The sequence below is a fragment of the Microbacterium azadirachtae genome, assembly GCF_000956505.1.
Classification (GTDB): Bacteria; Actinomycetota; Actinomycetes; order Actinomycetales; family Microbacteriaceae; genus Microbacterium; species Microbacterium azadirachtae_A.
The window spans coordinates 116,423-133,608 of sequence record NZ_JYIX01000036.1 but is presented as its reverse complement, the minus strand read 5'-3'; the positions used below and the strand labels follow the sequence as shown (position 1 = coordinate 133,608).

General features: G+C 70.1%; 19 protein-coding genes. 1 reads left to right on the top strand and 18 read right to left on the bottom strand.

All coding sequences use genetic code 11. The features are described from left to right. Positions 1-4: 4 nt before the first annotated feature. Genes RS86_RS11965 through RS86_RS11950 form a run of 4 tightly spaced genes read right to left on the bottom strand, consistent with a single transcriptional unit; the run spans position 5 to position 2,425 of the window. Positions 5-577, bottom strand: a complete 573-nt coding sequence (locus RS86_RS11965; RefSeq protein WP_045272483.1) for a GNAT family N-acetyltransferase — start codon at positions 575-577, stop codon at positions 5-7. A gap of 50 nt (positions 578-627) precedes the next feature. Next, positions 628-1,356 (bottom strand): hypothetical protein, encoded by a 729-nt coding sequence (locus RS86_RS11960; protein ID WP_052680234.1) that lies wholly within the window; start codon positions 1,354-1,356, stop codon positions 628-630. Continuing rightward, positions 1,353-1,796, bottom strand: a complete 444-nt coding sequence (locus tag RS86_RS11955; protein WP_235281763.1) for a DUF6114 domain-containing protein — start codon at positions 1,794-1,796, stop codon at positions 1,353-1,355. Before RS86_RS11955 ends, RS86_RS11960 begins: the two co-directional genes overlap by 4 nt. Positions 1,797-1,810: 14 nt before the next feature. Then, entirely contained in the window at positions 1,811-2,425 is a 615-nt protein-coding gene (locus tag RS86_RS11950; RefSeq protein ID WP_045272482.1) for a DUF6230 family protein, read from the bottom strand. A gap of 118 nt (positions 2,426-2,543) precedes the next feature. Here RS86_RS11950 and RS86_RS11945 point away from each other — a divergent pair, with 118 nt between their 5' ends. Beyond that, positions 2,544-3,143 (top strand): TetR/AcrR family transcriptional regulator, encoded by a 600-nt coding sequence (locus RS86_RS11945; protein ID WP_045272481.1) that lies wholly within the window; start codon positions 2,544-2,546, stop codon positions 3,141-3,143. A gap of 24 nt (positions 3,144-3,167) precedes the next feature. On the opposite strand, the gene RS86_RS11940 is transcribed toward RS86_RS11945, so the two are convergent. The 14 genes from RS86_RS11940 to RS86_RS11875 form a co-directional block, all read right to left on the bottom strand. After that, entirely contained in the window at positions 3,168-4,091 is a 924-nt protein-coding gene (locus RS86_RS11940) for an RluA family pseudouridine synthase (RefSeq protein ID WP_045272480.1), read from the bottom strand. 2 nt (positions 4,092-4,093) lie between these two features. After that, positions 4,094-4,738, bottom strand: coding sequence for a signal peptidase II (gene lspA, locus RS86_RS11935; RefSeq protein WP_045272479.1), 645 nt, complete (start codon positions 4,736-4,738; stop codon positions 4,094-4,096). 9 nt (positions 4,739-4,747) lie between these two features. Then, complete coding sequence (locus tag RS86_RS11930; protein ID WP_045272478.1) at positions 4,748-5,323, bottom strand: DivIVA domain-containing protein; 576 nt, start codon at positions 5,321-5,323, stop codon at positions 4,748-4,750. 136 nt (positions 5,324-5,459) lie between these two features. Beyond that, the gene (locus RS86_RS11925) at positions 5,460-5,765 is read right to left on the bottom strand and encodes a YggT family protein (protein WP_235281762.1); all 306 of its coding nucleotides are present in this window, start codon (positions 5,763-5,765) and stop codon (positions 5,460-5,462) included. A gap of 3 nt (positions 5,766-5,768) precedes the next feature. Further along, positions 5,769-6,269 (bottom strand): cell division protein SepF, encoded by a 501-nt coding sequence (locus RS86_RS11920; protein ID WP_045272477.1) that lies wholly within the window; start codon positions 6,267-6,269, stop codon positions 5,769-5,771. Between the two features lie 39 nt (positions 6,270-6,308). Further along, positions 6,309-6,992: a YggS family pyridoxal phosphate-dependent enzyme gene (locus RS86_RS11915; RefSeq protein ID WP_045272476.1), complete on the bottom strand. Its 684-nt coding sequence runs from the start codon at positions 6,990-6,992 to the stop codon at positions 6,309-6,311. Further along, positions 6,989-8,152, bottom strand: a complete 1,164-nt coding sequence (ftsZ, locus tag RS86_RS11910) for a cell division protein FtsZ (protein WP_045272475.1) — start codon at positions 8,150-8,152, stop codon at positions 6,989-6,991. Before ftsZ ends, RS86_RS11915 begins: the two co-directional genes overlap by 4 nt. 166 nt (positions 8,153-8,318) lie before the next feature. Continuing rightward, complete coding sequence (locus tag RS86_RS11905; RefSeq protein WP_045272474.1) at positions 8,319-9,347, bottom strand: FtsQ-type POTRA domain-containing protein; 1,029 nt, start codon at positions 9,345-9,347, stop codon at positions 8,319-8,321. 2 nt (positions 9,348-9,349) lie between these two features. Continuing rightward, positions 9,350-10,750 carry a UDP-N-acetylmuramate--L-alanine ligase gene (gene murC / locus RS86_RS11900; protein WP_045272473.1) on the bottom strand — a complete coding sequence of 467 codons (1,401 nt, stop codon included), beginning with the start codon at positions 10,748-10,750 and terminating at the stop codon, positions 9,350-9,352. A gap of 69 nt (positions 10,751-10,819) precedes the next feature. Next, the gene (murG, locus tag RS86_RS11895) at positions 10,820-11,893 is read right to left on the bottom strand and encodes an undecaprenyldiphospho-muramoylpentapeptide beta-N-acetylglucosaminyltransferase (protein WP_045272472.1); all 1,074 of its coding nucleotides are present in this window, start codon (positions 11,891-11,893) and stop codon (positions 10,820-10,822) included. Next, positions 11,890-13,122: an FtsW/RodA/SpoVE family cell cycle protein gene (locus RS86_RS11890; protein ID WP_045272471.1), complete on the bottom strand. Its 1,233-nt coding sequence runs from the start codon at positions 13,120-13,122 to the stop codon at positions 11,890-11,892. The genes murG and RS86_RS11890 overlap by 4 nt, the downstream gene beginning before the upstream one ends. Further along, positions 13,085-14,641 carry a UDP-N-acetylmuramoyl-L-alanine--D-glutamate ligase gene (gene murD / locus RS86_RS11885; RefSeq protein ID WP_045272470.1) on the bottom strand — a complete coding sequence of 519 codons (1,557 nt, stop codon included), beginning with the start codon at positions 14,639-14,641 and terminating at the stop codon, positions 13,085-13,087. Before murD ends, RS86_RS11890 begins: the two co-directional genes overlap by 38 nt. Next, positions 14,638-15,753 (bottom strand): phospho-N-acetylmuramoyl-pentapeptide-transferase, encoded by a 1,116-nt coding sequence (gene mraY / locus RS86_RS11880; protein WP_045272469.1) that lies wholly within the window; start codon positions 15,751-15,753, stop codon positions 14,638-14,640. The genes murD and mraY overlap by 4 nt, the downstream gene beginning before the upstream one ends. Then, a complete protein-coding gene (locus tag RS86_RS11875) occupies positions 15,750-17,162 on the bottom strand; it encodes a UDP-N-acetylmuramoyl-tripeptide--D-alanyl-D-alanine ligase (RefSeq protein ID WP_045272468.1) in 1,413 nt (470 codons plus the stop codon). The genes mraY and RS86_RS11875 overlap by 4 nt, the downstream gene beginning before the upstream one ends. Between the last annotated feature and the right edge of the window lie 24 nt (positions 17,163-17,186).

Below are 17,186 nucleotides of genomic sequence, written 5' to 3'. Positions count from 1 at the left end.
GCACTCACCGCAGGTCGAGTCGCATCAGCACCCGCGGGAAGCCGTCCAGGACCGAGCCGGTGTCGGCGGCCTTCTCGAAGCCGGCGGACTCGAACAGGGAGCGCGTGCCCGCGTAGGCCATCGTGAGGTTCACCTTCGCGCCCTCGTTGTCGACCGGGTATCCCTCGATCGCCGGTGCGCCGCTCTCTCTCGCATGGGCGACGGCGCCCTCGATCAGCGCGTGCGAGATCCCCTGCTTCCGGTGGCCGGGACGCACGCGGAGGCACCACAGCGACCAGACGTCGAGATCATCGATCTGCGGGATCAGTCGATTGCGCGCGAAGCTCGTGTCCCGCCGCGGATGCACCGCCGCCCATCCGACCGGCTCGTCGTCGAGATAGGCGATCACGCCGGGGGCCGGATCCTGATGGCACAGCTCTCGCACCCGCTCGGCGCGTGCGGGCCCGCGCAGTGCGACGTTCTCCTTGTTCCCGATCCGGTAGCTGAGGCAGAAGCACACGTTCGATGCCGGGTTCTTCGGCCCGACCAGCGTCGCGACGTCCTCGAAGACGGTCGCAGGGCGCACCTCGATGCTCATGAGCCCATCCTGCCCCGCCGGTCGGACATCCGCGCGGGTGCGGAACGGGGTCAGGGCTCGACGATGCGCTGATCCGTGTTCGTGTAGGTGATCGAGTCGGCGATCGTGCCGACAAGACCCATCGTGACGCGCAGCAGGCCCGGCTTGACATCGTCCAGCGGCGGGGGTGTGTCGGTTCCCAGGGTCAGCGCGCGGCCGTCCTGCGTGGTCGCGGTGACCGACCCGAGGTACACGCTCACGTGCCCGGTGAGGGTCATGGTGTCGGCGTTCGTCACGAGTCCTGCCTTGTCCGGCGGGCGGACGGTGAGCGAGAACCCCGAGATCGTGATCGAGTCGGCGGAGATCTTGAGGGCGCGGATCGTGCTGCCGTCGATGGTCGGCACATCGACGATCGAGATGCCGCTCAAACCGGTGAAGGACAGACCCTGCGACCCCATCGAGGCCGGGATCTTCGTGAAGACGGGCGCGCTCTCGTCCCTCGTCGCGGCGACCGGGGCCGGCGCGGGCGTCGGCGCAGGATCTCCCGGAGTCGTCGGAGTCGTCGCCCCGGGCGTCGACGGCACGCCGGGCACCGCAGGCAGCCCCGGGACCGTGGGACCGGGCGTCCCCGACTTCGGCGGGGGCGTCGTCGGCGTCGGACTCGGAGAAGGGCACCAGAGCAGCGGGATGCACAGTCCCGTCGGCTGCGATGTCGGGGCCACGGCGGCGCCGAGGGTCATCGGCGCCACGAGGGCGAGCGCAGCCAGGAGCGCGGCGCCGGGCCGGCGCTGCGGCTTCACGACGCCGCCTCCTCGGCTCCGTCGACGGGCGCGGGGTCGCGCGGTCCCATCCAGGCGACCACGAGCACCGCCCCGGTGCCGGCGAGGAGCATCCCGATGATGAACCCGCCGAGGTTCACGCCGATCAGCGAATAGATCGCGACGACCAGGGCCAGGATCCCGTAGAACACGTGATGCGCGGGCATCGTGACGGCGAGGATCCCGAGCAGCAGCAGCGCGATCGGGATGATCGTCGCCTGCAGGCCCTCGATCCCCAGCTGCACGTGCAGATGTCCGATGTCGAGCTGCCCCGAGAAGAACATCTCGATGCCGCCGAGAGCCACGAGCAGACCGCCGACGAACGGCCGCTGCCGCCGCCAATGCCGGAATCCCCGCGCAGGCGCATCGGCGTCTCGCGCCACGCGCCGTGCGGACCCGCGGGTGCTCGCGTCGTCGGTCATCGCAGCCCCGTCGTTCAGAAGCATCCCTGCGAACCGTCCGTCAGCTCCAGCGTCATGCCCGTGAGGGTGAACACCGAGGCCTGGGTGCTCCAAGCCGTCTGCTGCAGGTTCTTGATCGAGACGGTGTCGGCGTCCTGGGCGAAGTCGCCCGCGGAGCCCTTGGCGTCGGTGTTGACGGTCGAGGCGTCCACGCCGATGCGGATCGCGCCGAACGACGCGTCGCCCTTGAGCCCGGTCATGCCGATCTGCAGATCGCTGGCCGACGCCGGGTTGCCGTTGCCGCCGGCCTTGATGAGCACGCCGACCTTGCCGAGCGGTGTGTCGGTGATGACCGACTGGCAGAGGTCGGTGAGCGTCGCGCTCTTGATGTTCGCGATGGCGACCGTGTGCTCCTTGCCCTCCGTGTCCTTCGCGACACCGGCGTACTGCGAGAAGCCTGTGCCCTCCAGCTGGGAGGCGCCGATCTGGAACTGGCTCCCCGACACGGCGAACGAGACGGGCACGGCTCCCTGGGCGACTCCGCCCATCAGCGCTGCCGCGACGACGCCTGCGGGGATCGCCACGAGGGCGATGCGGCCGGCATGGGACGAGCCGAGCTTGCGGACACGGTCGGTCTTCGGGAACTTCATCGATCCTCCTCCAGCGCGCCGGCTGCGATGGCGGCGCTCACCTGGTCGAGTATATTGCCCATTGACTCAGAGTCAATACCGGACACGGTCAGCACTCTCCTCCCACTAGGCTCGGGGCATGCCCGACCTGCGACGCGTCCGACTGACACCGGAAGAGCGTCGTGCGCAGCTCATCGCGACCGGGGTGAACTTCCTCGCCGAGCACTCCCTGGACGAGCTCACCATGGACGTGCTCGCTCAGCGCGCCGGCGTGTCCCGCCCGCTGCTGTTCCACTACTTCGACACCCGGCAGGGCATGCACCTCGCGGTCGTCACCATGGCCAGGGACAGCCTGCTGCTCGCCTCGGAGCCCCGCGACGAGCTGGAGCCGCGCGCACGCATCCGCGACACGCTCCTGCGCATCACGGAGTTCGTGAGCCAGCACCAGGGCACGTTCCACTCGCTCGTGCGCGGCATCGCGAGCGGCGACCCCGCCGTCCGGCGGGTGGTCGACGAGTCGCGCGATCTCAACGCGGAGCGGCTGCTCGACGCCTTCACCGAGCTCGGCACGCCGGACACGCCTGCCCTGCGCATCGCCCTGCGATCCTGGGTGTCCTTCACCGAGGAGACCCTGATCAGCCTCGTGATCGACCGCGATGAGGATCCGCAGGTCGTCGTCCGGTTCCTGGAGGCGACGCTCGACGGCGTGGTGTCCGCAACGGGCGAGCTGCCCCTCTGAGGCCCGAGGCCTCAGCGACGGGGCTCAGTCCTCGTCGCGGAGCACGTCGAGCGCGTGCTGGAAGTCGGCGGGGTACGGAGACTCGGTCTGGACCCATGCGCCGGTGGTCGGATGGGCGAAGCCCAGCCGGTGCGCGTGCAACCACTGTCTCGTCAGCCCGAGACGCGCCGACATCGTCGGGTCGGCGCCGTACAGCGGATCCCCCACGCACGGGTGCCGGTGGGCAGCCATGTGCACGCGGATCTGATGCGTCCGACCGGTCTCGAGATGGATCTCCAGGAGCGATGCGCCGGGGAAGGCCTCGAGCGTCTCGTAGTGGGTGACCGAGGGCTTGCCGTCGGGGATCACCGCGAACTTCCAGGAGTGGTTCGGGTGCCGCCCGATCGGCGCGTCGATCGTGCCGGCGAGCGGGTCGGGATGCCCTTGCACGACCGCGTGGTAGATCTTCTCGACGGTGCGCTCCTTGAAGGCGCGCTTGAGCTCCGAGTACGCGGCCTCGGACTTCGCGACCACCATGAGGCCGCTGGTTCCCACGTCGAGTCGGTGCACGACGCCCTGACGCTCCGGGGCGCCACTCGTGGCGATCCGGAATCCTGCGGCGGCCAGGGCACCGACCACCGTCGGCCCCTCCCAGCCCACGGACGGATGCGCGGCGACGCCGGTGGGCTTGTCGACCACCACGATGTCGTCGTCGTCGTAGACGATGCCGAGGTCCGGCACGGCGATCGGCTCGATCCGCGGCGCCTGCTTCGGCGCCCACTCCACATCGAGCCAGCCGCCGGCGCGCAGCTTGTCCGACTTTCCCAGCACGGTGCCGTCGAGCGTCACTCCCCCGGCTTCCGCGACCTCCGCCGCGAAGGTGCGCGAGAAGCCGAGCATCTTCGCGAGCGCGGCATCGACCCTGACTCCGTCCAATCCGTCCGGGACGGGGAGGGAACGGGATTCCACGGTCAGTCCTCGGATCCGGCGCGGTCGCGCCGCGCAGTGCGCTTCGGATCAGGGCCGGGCGTCGCGTCGTCGGCAGGGATGCCCTCGGCGACAGCGGCTGCGGACTCGGCGCCTTCCGCCGGCTCGTCCTTGTGGTCCCGCTCACGGGTGCCGTCGAGGCGGAGCCCCACGATGATCAGCAGCGCGATCGAGATCATGCCGCAGACGATGAAGATGTCCGCGACGTTGAAGATCGCCGGCAGCATCCACGGCATCGAGATCATGTCGACGACGTGCCCGACACCGAATCCCGGTTCGCGGAGGATCCGGTCGGTGAGGTTCCCGAGCACCCCGCCCAGCAGCGCTCCGAGCACGACGGCCCACAGCCGCGCGCGCACGGAGAACGCCTTCCACACGATCACGCACGCGACGACGGCCAGCGCGATCGTGAAGACCCACGTGTAGCCCGCGCCGATCGAGAACGCCGCCCCGGAATTGCGGATGTAGAAGAGCTGCAGGAAGCCCCCGAGAACGGGAACGACCTGCTCCTGGGGCAGATGTGTGATGGTGAGGTACTTCACAAACTGGTCGGCGGCCAGCACGAGCACTGCGAGGATCGCAATGATCGCGCCGGCCGCCGAACCGTGAAGCGGTTGACGCCGGGTCAACGGGGCCCCTTACTGCGCGGAGGAGGCGTCCCCGTTGGGGCCGCCCTTCTCGTCGAGGTCGCGGAGCTGACCCTCGATGTAGCTGCGCAGCTGCGTGCGGTACGTGCGCTCGAAGTCGTGCAGCTCGGTGATCTTGCCCTCGAGCACGTTGCGCTCGCGCTCGAGACGCGAGGTCTCTTCGCGCTGCTTCTGCTCGGCGTCGGCGAGGATCTTCGACGCCTGGGCCTTCGCGTCCGCGATGAGCTGGTCGCGCTGGGACTTGCCCTCTGCGACGTGCTCGTCGTGCAGACGCTGCGCGAGCTCGATGATGCCTGCGGTCGCAGCGGCCGGCGCACCGGTCTCGGCGACCGGGGCGGCGACAGGCGCGGGCGCGGCGGCGACCGGAGCCTCGGCCGCGGGAGCGGCCTTCTCGCCGGACTCGTAGGCGGCCAGCTTCGCCTTCAGCTCGGCGTTCTCGTCGAGGGCCTTACGCCACTCGAGCACGACCTCGTCGAGGAAGTCGTCGACCTCGTCCGGGTCGAAGCCGTCCTTGAAACGGACGTGCTGGAACTGCTTGGTGACGACGTCATCCGGGGTCAGTGCCATGGGTGGCTCCTCTTTCGATGAGTTCTCGGTGGCCGGGTGGAAATGGCGCCTGCCCCTCGGCGTGCACCTTCAGAAAAGCATAGCCTTCCGATCGCGGCGCCGCGAAGGCGCGCGCGGGCGGGCGCGGCGACGCGCCCTAGATGAAGTATCGGGTGATCGACATCAGGATGAGCACGATGATCATGGTGAGCGTGAAGCCCAGGTCGAGCGCGACGGGTCCGATCCTCAACGGAGGAATGAGGCGTCGGAACAGCCGGATCGGCGGATCCGTGAGCGTGTAGACGATCTCGGCGACGATCAGGCCCGCACCGCGTGGGCGCCATGAACGGTTGAAGATGGGGATGTACTCCAGGATCAACCGCGCGAACAGCGTGAGCAGGTACAGCAGGAGCAGGATGTTGAGAATCGCTGCGATCGTCGAGACCGCGGCCGGCACCACCACGCGTCAGGAGTGCGCGAGCGCGGGCTCGTCGCCCCCGGCCATCCCGCCCTGTCCCGACACCGCGATGCTCTCCGGCGACAGCAGGAAGACCTTGCTCGTCACGCGCTCGATGCGCCCGTACAGGCCGAGCGAGAGCCCGCTCGCGAAGTCGATCAGGCGGCGCGCGTCGGCGTCGCTCATCTGCGAGAGGTTGATGATCACCGGGATCCCGTCGCGGAAGCTCTCGGCGATGACCTGAGCATCGCGGTACTGCTTCGGGTGCACCGTGAGGATCTCGTTCACGGCGCCGACGGACGGCTGGCGCACGGCGGTCGGACGGCGCAGCGGCGTCACAGGAGCCGGCTTCGCCTCCTCGCGCTCACGACGCACCTCGTCGCGGCGGACGGGCTCGTGGCGGATCTGCTCCTGGCGGGCGCTCTGCGCGGCCGGAGCCTGCTCCTCGTAGACCTCTTCCTCATCGGCGAGGCCGAGGTAGACCATGGTCTTCTTCAGCGGGTTCCCCATCGTGTCCTCCGAACGTGTAGGGGTGGTTCTGTTTCGAGGCTAACCCTGTGCGGGTCGTGGCCCCGTGATTGCGGAGCCGATGCGTAGGTGTGTCGCGCCTGCCGCGATCGCCTCGGCGAAATCGCCGGTCATCCCGGCCGAGATCCACTCGGCACCCGGCGCGACCGCGCGCAGACGCTGCGCGGACTCGTGGACGCGGGCGAACGCGGCGGCCGGGTCCTCGTCGAGGGGCGCGACGGCCATCACGCCGCGCAGTCGCAGCGTGGGCAGAGCGAGCACCTGTTCGGCGAGCCGCTCGAGCTCCGTCGGCGCGACGCCCCCGCGGCCCGGGTCGTCGGTGAGGTTGATCTGCAGCAGGACGTCGAGCAGCAGGTCGTCGGTCGCGGCCCGGTCGAGTGCCTCGGCGATGCGCAGACGATCCACCGAGTGCACGGCCTGCGCCGCGCGACGGATCGCGCCGGCCTTGTTGGTCTGAGCCTGCCCGATGAAGTGCCACCGCAGGTCATCCAGCTCCGCGAGGGCCTCAGCCTTCGCGGAGAGCTCCTGCTGCCGGTTCTCCCCCACCTCGCGGACGCCGAGGCCGTACAGCTCGCTCACGAGTGCGGCGGGGTGGAACTTGGTCACGACGATCCGCGTGATCTCCGCGGGATCCCGTCCCGCGCGCCGCGCGGCGTCCGCGATCGCTGCATCGATCGCGGACAGCCGCTCGGCGACCGCGGTCACTTCAGGAACTCGGGGATGTCGAGATCGCTCTCATCGAACGCCGGCTCGATGCTGGTGTGCACGGGCGGGATCGAGGGCACGGTCACCGGAGCGGTCTCGCGCGGCGTCTCCTCGGCCTGGGCCGAGTCCTCGCGCTCCTCGACGGCGGGCTTCTCGGCGACCGCAGGGGTCGTCGTGCGCGAGAAGATCTGCGGGTCGAGGCGCAGCGTGGGCTCACCGCTGTCGAAGCCCGCGGCGATCACCGTGACGCGCACCTCGTCGCCGAGGGTGTCGTCGATGACCGTTCCGAAGATGATGTTGGCCTCGGGGTGCGCGGCTTCCTTGACGAGGTCCGCCGCATCGTGGATCTCGAAGATGCCGAGGTTCGACCCGCCCTGGATCGACAGCAGCACGCCGTGCGCGCCCTCGATCGACGCCTCGAGAAGGGGCGATTCGACCGCGAGCTCGGCCGCCTTGATCGCACGGTCGGCGCCGCGGGCGGAGCCGATTCCCATGAGCGCGGATCCAGCCCCCTGCATGACCGACTTGACGTCGTTGAAGTCGAGGTTGATGAGACCCGGCGTGGTGATCAGATCGGTGATGCCCTGCACGCCGGCGAGCAGCACCTGATCGGCGGTCGCGAACGCCTCGATCATCGAGATGCCGCGGTCGCTGATCTCGAGAAGACGGTCGTTCGGCACCACGATGAGGGTGTCGACCTCTTCCTTCAGCTTCGCCACGCCGGCATCGGCCTGGCTCTGCCGACGGCGACCCTCGAACGAGAAGGGCTTGGTCACGACGCCGATGGTCAGGGCGCCGATCGACTTGGCGATGCGCGCCACGATCGGCGCGCCACCGGTGCCGGTTCCTCCGCCCTCGCCAGCGGTGACGAAGACCATGTCGGCGCCGGTCAGCGCCTGCTCGATCTCCTCCGCGTGGTCCTCCGCGGCACGGCGTCCGACCTCGGGGTCGGCGCCTGCGCCGAGCCCGCGGGTGAGGTCGCGGCCGACGTCGAGCTTGACGTCGGCGTCGCTCATCAGCAGCGCCTGCGCATCGGTGTTGATCGCGATGAACTCGACGCCGCGAAGGCCGAGATCGATCATGCGATTGACGGCGTTGACGCCGCCACCGCCGACACCGACGACCTTGATCACGGCAAGGTAGTTCTGGTTCTGGCTCATCCCGTCCTCCGATGTATTTCGAGCCCCGAGCCGGCAACCTTAAACCTCAAGCAGAAGGTTAAAGTATTTCCCGGTATTGCTTTCTTCTGGTTTGAAGGTAAGCGGCGCACGGCGCGCAGAAGCCAAGCGACACGCGCCTGGGCGCGATCGTTTCGGATATTCGTGCTCAGCCGACGATTCCGACGCCCGGCGAGGACACGTCGTAGGACGCCGCGCTCGGGTTCGCCTTCATCAGCGCCTGCAGGGAGAGGGTCTTGCGGGCCGACTGCTCCGCACTCCCCCACACCACCTGAGCGCCGCCGGACAGCTTCAGCACGATGTCGTCGGGGGTCGACGCGGTGGCGCTGTCGACCTGGCCGCGCAACTCGGCGGGCAGCGAGCGGAGGGCTGTGCCCACCGCGGCGAACGCCTTGGACCCTGTGCCGCCGGCGACGTCGATCAGGGCGTAACCGGCGGGCCGCGCCTCCGCGGTCGAGAGGGCGACTCCTGCGGCGTCGACGACCGTGAACCGACCGTCATCGGCTTGGAGGACGCCGACCGGCGTGCGCTCCACGATCCGCACCACGAGGTCGTGCGGAGGGTGCGCCTCCAGGCGGTAGGTCTCGATCAGGGGGAACGCGACGAGCGCAGCCTTGACGGCGCTGGAGTCCACGAGCGCCAGCGGCCTGCCGACCTGCCCCGACAGCGCCTTCTGCACGTCGGCGGCCTTGAGCGCACTCGTCCCCTCGACCGTGACGGTCTCCACCGCGAACAGCGGGCTGTACGCCGCGCCGATACTGCCGCCCACGACGAGCAGGGCGAGCGCCGCTCCTACGATCCAGCCGATCCTCCGGCGCCGGGAGCGCTGGGTGAAGCGGCGGATCTCGGTGCGCAGCGCCTTGCGGCGCGCCCTGGTCGCATGCCAGAGGTCGCGCGCGGTCAGCGGCACGTCGTCCTGCGCTGCCGTCGGATCCGCCTCCTCCGCACGCTCCCGCGCGGTCGAGGAGACGGCGGAGGCCCCGCGGTCGAGCAGGATCGGCGCGGTCGTGTCGGCATCATCCGGTACGGCCGGGATCGCGTCCATCTCAGGACCCGCGGAGGCGTCGATGCCGAAGCCCGTCGCCCGTCTCCGTGCGCCGTCGAACGGCTGCGCCCCTGCCGGACGCTCCGGCTCGACCGGAGGCGCGGGAGAGGGGATCGCGGACGGCCGGCGCACGGTCAGCCCTCGGCGGTGGTGCGCAGGGCGTCCAGCACCTGCGGGATGATCTGGTAGACGTTGCCGCAGCCGAGCGTGATCACGTAGTCGCCGCCGCGCGCGACGGATGCCGTGTAGTCGGCCGCCTGCTGCCAGTCCGCGACGTAGTGCACGTGGTGCGGGTCCGCGAACGCGCCGCTGACCAGCTCGCCGGTGACTCCTGGCACCGGATCCTCGCGCGCCCCATAGACGTCGAGCATGACGGTGTGGTCGGCGTAGGTCTCGAGCACCTCGGCGAACTCGCGGTACATGTGCTGCGTGCGCGAATACGTGTGCGGCTGCTGGATCGCGATGATCCGGCCCTCTCCGACGATCGTGCGCATGGCCTCCAGGGCGGCGCGGACCTCGGTCGGGTGGTGCGAGTAGTCGTCGTAGACGCTCACCCCGCGTGCGCTGCCGTGCAGTTCGAGGCGCCGGACCGTGCCCGCGAAGCCCTCCATCGCGCGGGCGGCGTCGGCCAGCGAGTAGCCGAGCGTCGTGAGCACGGCGACCGCGCCGGCCGCGTTGATCGCGTTGTGCACGCCGGGGACCGCGAGCTGCATGCGGGCGGAAGCCCCGTGCATGGTCAGGGTCGCGGAGACAGGGCCGTCCGTGACGATGTCGGTGATCCTCAGATCCGCGTCTTCCGCGAGGCCGAACGAGATCACGTTCGGATGAGTGATCCCCGCTCGCACGCGCAGCGCGCCGGGATCGTCGCTCGAGATCACGACGGCCTCGCTCGCGGCGTTCGCGAATGTCACGAAGGCGTCGTGGAAGGCCTCGTCGGATCCGTAGTGGTCCAGGTGATCGGGGTCGACGTTCGTGATCAGCGCGACCGAGGTGTCGTAGAGCAGGAACGTGCCATCGGACTCGTCGGCCTCGATCACGAAGAGGTCGTCCGCGCCGGAGGAGCTGGAAGCGCCCAGCTGCTCGATCACGCCGCCGTTGACGAAGTTCGGGTCGGCGCCGAGCTGCTGAAGGGCGGTGACGATCATGCCCGTCGAGCTGGTCTTGCCGTGCGCGCCGGCCACCGACACGAGGCGCCGTCCGCGGATCAGCCAGTGCAGTGCCTGCGATCGGTGGATCACGTGCAGACCGCGCTCCTTGGCGAGCAGGAACTCGGGGTTCTCCGGCCAGATCGCGCCCGTGTGCACGACCGTGTCCGCATCGCCCAGGTTCGCCGCGTCATGGCCCACGTGCACATCGGCGCCGAGAGCCGCCAGGGCCTGGAGGTTGGCGCTGTCCGCACGATCGCTCCCGGACACGCGGATGCCCGCGTCGAGGAACATGCGGGCGAGGCCCGACATGCCGGAGCCGCCGATGCCGATGAAGTGCGCGGCGGTGATGTCGTCCGGAATCGGCAGGGAGAGGTCGGGTCTGATCATGGCTGAATCATCCTAAGTCGGGGCGAGGAGGCCTGAGGCCCGGCTCGCCGGGTCAGGGCTGCGGGGCGCTCAGCGCGCGAGTGCGCGATCGGCGAGGGCGATGAGATCCTCGGTTCCGGTGCGCGATCCGACACGCTCGGCCGCCTGTCGCATCGCGTCGCGGCGGGCGGCGTCGCCCAGCAGCGGGACCACCTCTTCCCTCACGCGCTCCGGGGTGAGCTGCCCGTCCTCGATCAGCACGGCGGCGCCCGCGTCGATGGCGGCGGCGGCGTTCAGTCGCTGCTCGCCGTTGCCGACGGCGTAGGGCACGTAGATCGCGGGGATGCCGAGTGCGCTGATCTCGCTCACCGTCGCCGATCCCGAACGGGAGAGGATCAGGTCCGCCAGGGCGAAGGCGAGATCCATCCGGTCCAGGTAGCGGCGCAGGGCGTAGCCGGAAGCGCCCGGATCGGGCATGTCGGAGCGGTCGCCGGTCGCGTGCAGGATCTGCCACCCCGCGTCCAGGATGTCCTGCCAGGAGCCGGCGATCGCCTCGTTCAGGCGCTGCGCGCCGAGCGAGCCGCCGAACACGAGCAGAACGGGCCGCTCGGGGTCCAGGCCGAACTCCGCCGCAGCCTCGGCACGGAGGGCCGCACGGTCCAGCTCCACGATCTCCCGTCGCAGCGGCATCCCGACGACCTCGCCGCCGCGCAGGGGCGTTCCGGGGAACGCGACGCCGACCGCCGCCGCCGTGCGGGCGCCCAGCACGTTCGCCATGCCGGGACGGGCGTTGGCCTCGTGCACCACGAACGGCACGCGCTCGCGACGGGCGGCCACATAGGCCGGAGCCGAGGCGTAGCCGCCGAAGCCGATCACCGCGTCGACGCCGTGCTCGCGGATGTACGAGCGCGCCTGCTTCACCGCGCGCGCGAACCGCACGGGGAACGCGAGGGCGGCGCCGTTCGGGCGGCGCGGGAACGGCACCTTGTCCACCGTGAGCAGCTCGTAGCCGCGCTGCGGCACGAGTCGCGCCTCGAGGCCCTCGCGCGTGCCGAGCACGAGGACTCCCGTCTCAGAGTCGCGGGCGCGCAGGCCGTCGGCGACGGCGAGCAGCGGATTGACATGGCCGGCGGTTCCACCGCCGGCCAGAAGATACGTGGTCACTTCCCGAGGCTACCCGACCGGCCTGCGGGCAGGCTCTGCGCGGGCGCGGGCAGCGTGCGCGCGAAGGAGAGGAGCACCCCGCAGCCGAGCAGCACCGACAGCAGCGAGGTGCCGCCCTGCGACATGAACGGCAGTGGCACGCCCAGCACCGGGAAGATCCGCAGCACCACGCCGATGTTGATGAGCGCCTGCGAGAGGATCCACACCACGATCCCGCCGGCGGTGATGCGGACGAAGAGGTCGTTCGTGCGACGGATCATCCGGAACACCGCGACCGCGAACAGCACGAACAAGGCGAGCACGAGCCCGCAGCCGATCAGGCCCAGCTCCTCCCCCACGATCGCGAAGATGTAGTCGTTGGAGGCGGCGGGGAGCCAGCCGTACTTCTCGCGCGAGTTGCCGAGGCCCACACCGAAGATGCCGCCGTTCGCCATCCCCCAGATCGCGTGCACCTGCTGGTAGCACGTCGTCAGGTAGCAGCTGGTGTCGTTCGAGTGGTCGAAGACGCCGAGGATCAGCGACCGGCGGCGCTCGTCGGCGAAAGCGAAGCCGAGCACCGCGACCACCGAGATGAGCAGCGGCAGGATGAAGATCCGCAGCCGCACGCCCGAGAAGAAGAGCGCGCCGAGGATGATCAGGAACAGGATCATCGACGTGCCGAGGTCCTTGCCGCCCAGAACGGCCGCGATCGCGAGGAAGCCGACGGGGATCAGCGGGATGAACACGTGTTTCCAGCGGCCCAGGAGCTCCTGCTTGCGCCAGAGGATGAATCCGGCCCACACCGCGAGGGCGAGCTTGATGAACTCGGAGGGCTGGATCACCTGGCTGCCGATCTTGAGCCAGTTCGTGTTGCCGTCGTTCTCGTAGCCGAGAGGCGTGTAGACGAGCATCTGCAGACCCACGGCGAGGATCAGCACGAGCCACGCGGTGCGCTTCCAGAACTGCACGGGGAAGCGACTCATCAGGAACATCAGCGGCACGCCGATCGCAGCCACGAGCGCCTGCGTCAGAACGATCGAGAACGGACCCTGCCCCTGGTCCACGGCGTTCGCGCTGGAGGCCGAGAGGATCATCACCAGGCCGAACACGGTGAGCAGCAGCGAGGTCGAGGCGATCAGCGCGAACTCGGTGGACATCGGTCGGAAGACGCGCCCCAGTCGCACCCGGGCGGCGAGTCCGTCGACGCGGGGCTCAGGCGCCGGTGTCTGGCGTGGTGCCACCTGCGTCATCCGTGCTCCCCTGATCGCTCGACCGTCCCTGATCGATCCACTGCCGCACCGCCTCGGCGAAGCGGTGGCCGCGATCCGCGTAGCTCTCGAACTGGTCGAAGGACGCCGCCGCAGGAGCGAGGAGCACGGTGTCCCCCTCTTGGGCGATGCCCGCGGCCAGTTCCACGACGCGGGTCATGACCCCTTCAGTGTCGCCGGGGACGACCTCGAGGACCTGCACCGCCGGCGCGTGTCGCGCGAACGCCTCGAGCACATGATCGCGGTCGACGCCGATCACCACCGCGGCGCGCGCGGTCGCTCCGGCGCCCGCGACGAGATCCGTCAGGTCGACGCCCTTCAGATCCCCCCCGACGATCCAGATCGCGCCGGGGAACGCCTGCAGCGACGACTGCGCCGCATGCGGGTTCGTCGCCTTGGAGTCGTCCACCCAGGTGATCCCACCCGCCCGGGCGATGACCTCGATCCGGTGCGCGTCGAGGCGGAAGCCGTCCAGCGCCGTCCTGATCGCCGCGGGCTCGGTCCCGAGCGAGCGGCTGAGGGCTGCGGCGGCGAGGATGTTCTGCACGATGTGCGGGGCGTTCAGGCCGTGCGCGGCGAGGTCGGCCACGGTCGTGAGTTCGAGCGCGCTGTTGCGCCGGTCGTCGAGGAACGCGCGGTCGGCCAGGATCCCCTCGACCACACCCAGATCGCTCGGGCCCGGGATGCCGAGCCCGAATCCGATCGCGCGGGCGCCTTCGATCACGTCCGCGTCCTCGACCATGCGCTGCGTGGCCTCGTCCGCCTTGTTGTAGACGCAGGCCGCCCGCGTGTTGCGATAGACCAGGGCCTTCGCCTCGCGATACGCCTCCGCGCTGCCGTGCCAGACGAGGTGGTCGTCGGCGAGGTTGAGGCACGTGGCCGCCCACGGCACCGGCTGACCGGCGGGATCCGAGAGCCCGAGGTACCAGAGCTGGTGACTGGACAGCTCGACCACGAGCACGTCGAAGCCGCCGGGGTCGCGCACCGCGTCGAGGACGGGCACGCCGATGTTGCCGCACGGCGCCGCGCGCAGCCCGCCGGCGACGAGCATCGTCGCGGTGAGCTGGGTCGTCGTGGTCTTGCCGTTGGTGCCGGTGATCAGCACCCACTCGGCCGGGGTGCCGTCGTCGCGGAGGACCTTGTCCCGCACGCGCCAGGCCAGCTCGATGTCGCCCCACAGGGCGATCGGCTGCGTGCGGACCCACGCGATCACGGGATGGGCGGGCGCGAATCCGGGCGAAGCGATGACGATCTCCGGTGCGAACTCGACGAGCGGCTCCGGACCGGACCCGAGATCGCCGATCCACAGCCGGGCCCCGATCAGCGGCACCAGCCGCTCGTACTCCTCGGTGGCGCTCTCGGAGAGCACGAGCACCTCGGCGCCGAGCTCGGTCAGCGTGTCGGCGACCGAGAAACCGGTCACGGACAGCCCGAGCACGGCGACCCGCAGTCCCCGCCAGTCGGCGTGCCAGCTGGTCAGGGCGTCGAGATCACGGGTCATGAGCTGGTCAGCCTCAGCCACTCGACGTAGAACAGGCCGAAGGCGGACACGGACAGCAGCCCGGCGATGATCCACATGCGCACCACGATCGTGGCCTCGGGCCACCCGCGCATCTCGAGGTGGTGATGGAACGGGCTCTGCAGGAACAGCCGCTTGCCGCGGGTGAGCTTGAAATAGGCCAGCTGCACGATCACGGAACCCGAGGCGATGATGAAGACGCCGGCCAGCAGCAGGAGCAGCAGCTCGGTGCGGGTCAGGATCGCGAGCGCCGCGATCACCCCGCCGATCGACATGGATCCGACATCGCCCATGAACACCTTCGCCTTGGGCGCGTTCCACCAGAGGAACCCGATCAGCGCGCCGACGAACGACGCGGAGATGACGGCGAGGTCGAACGGGTGCGCGACGTCGTAGCAGCCGTTCAGGGACGACGGCGAGAGCGATTCCGCGGCGCAGGACTGCTTGAACTGCCAGAACGAGATGAGGCTGTAGGCGCCGATCACGAACACCGCGCAGCCGGCGGCCAGGCCGTCAAGGCCGTCCGTGAGGTTCACGCTGTTGGAGGTGGCGATGCCGATCACCGAGATCCAGAGCAGGTAGAGCAGCCAGCCGACGATCGGGCCGAGCGCGAACAGCCACAGCACGGGGATGTCGCGGAAGAGCGAGACGAAGGCGCTGGCCGGGGTGTTACCGGAGGCGCTGCGCACCGTCAGCGCCACGATGCCGAACGGCACCATGACGAGCACCTGTCCGAGGATCTTGCGCCACCCGGAGAGTCCGAGGCTGTTGCGCTGGCGCAGCTTCATGTAGTCGTCGATGAACCCGACCGCGCCGAAGCCCAGCATGAGCCAGATCACCAGCAGGCCCGAGACCGTGGGATAGCTCCCGCCGGTGAAGGTGCCGACCAAGTATCCGACGACGGTGCCGAGGATGAAGATCACGCCGCCCATCGTGGGCGTGCCGCGCTTGGCCTGGTGGCTGGGGTTGCTGATCGATTCCGGGGTGCGGATGACCTGCCCCCAGCCCCACTTCCGGAACAGCCGGAGGAAGACCGGGGTCAGCAGGAGCGTGAACGCGAGGGAGATCGCGGCGGAGGTAAGCAGAGATCTCACGAGAACGATTCTCCCAGACGATCGCCGAGGAAACGGAGTCCGGCGGAGTTGGACGACTTGACGAGCACGCGGTCTCCGGGGCGCAGTTCGCCCTGGAGGTACTCGAACGCAGCGTCGGCGTCGGCGAGGTGCACGGCTTCGCCGTCCCACGACCCCTCGCCCACAGCCGCGAGGAAGAGCCGGCGCGCGTCGGCGCCGACGACCACGATGCGCTGGATGTTCAGGCGCACGGCCAGCAGGCCGATCCGGTCGTGCTCATCGCCGGCGGTCTCGCCGAGCTCGCTCATCGCGCCCAGCACGGCGACGGTGCGCTCGTCGGGGCCGGTGATCTGCGCCAGCGTGCGGAGCGCGGCGGCCATGGAGTCGGGGCTCGCGTTGTACGCGTCGTTGATGATGCGCACCTCGGCGCCGCCCATGGGCTGCATGCGCCAGCGCTCAGCGAGCTGCACCGTCTCCAGGCGCACGATGGCGTCCGCCGGGGCGACGCCGAGCGCGCGTGCCGCGGCGATCGCGGCGAGGGCGTTGTTGACGTGGTGCGCGCCGAGCACCTGCAGCCGCAGCGGCAGTTCCTGGCCGTCCACATGCACGATGCACGACGTGCCGGATGCGGTGACATCGATGCCGGCCGCGCGCACGGCGGCAGCGGGTCCCTGGCCGAAGCCGACGATGCGCAGTCCCTGCTCCTCGGCGAGCGGCGCCATGCCCGCCACACGCGGGTCGTCGAGGTTCAGCACGGCGGTCCCGCCGGGGGCCGCCGCCGCGACGAGCTCCGCCTTGGCGCGAGCGGTCTCCTCGATGCCTCCGAAGCCGCCGGCGTGCGCGAGCCCGACCATGAGCTCGACCGCCACGTCGGGGTGCACGAGTCCCGCGAGGCGCGCGATCTCGCCCGGCGCGCTCGCGCCGAACTCGCACACCAGGAAGCGGGTGGTGTCGGTGATCCGCAGCATCGTGAGCGGCGCGCCGACCTCGTTGTTGTAGGAGGCGATCGGCGCGATCGTCTCGCCCTCGTCCTGCAGGATCCGGGCGAGGAAGTTCTTGGTGGTCGTCTTGCCGTTCGACCCGGTGATTCCGACGATCCGCAGGTCGCCGGACGCGCGAACGCGCGCGACGACGGCGCGGGCGAGGTCCGCGATGGCGACGACGACGTCTGGTACGACGATCTGCGAGATCGCCTCGTCGACGGGATGCTCGACCAGGGCCAGCACGGCGCCGTTCTCGATCGCGGCGCCGACGAAGCGGTGCCCGTCGGTGGTCTCGCCGGGCTTGGCGACGAAGATGCCGCCGGGGGTCATCTGCCGCGAGTCGGTGTCGACGACACCGGACACGATCGATGCGGGATCGTGACCTGCAGCGGGGCGCAGGTCGCCGCCGACGATCTCGGCGATCTCCGCGAGGGACAGAGCGATCATGGGGATGGGATCCTCCGTGGACGA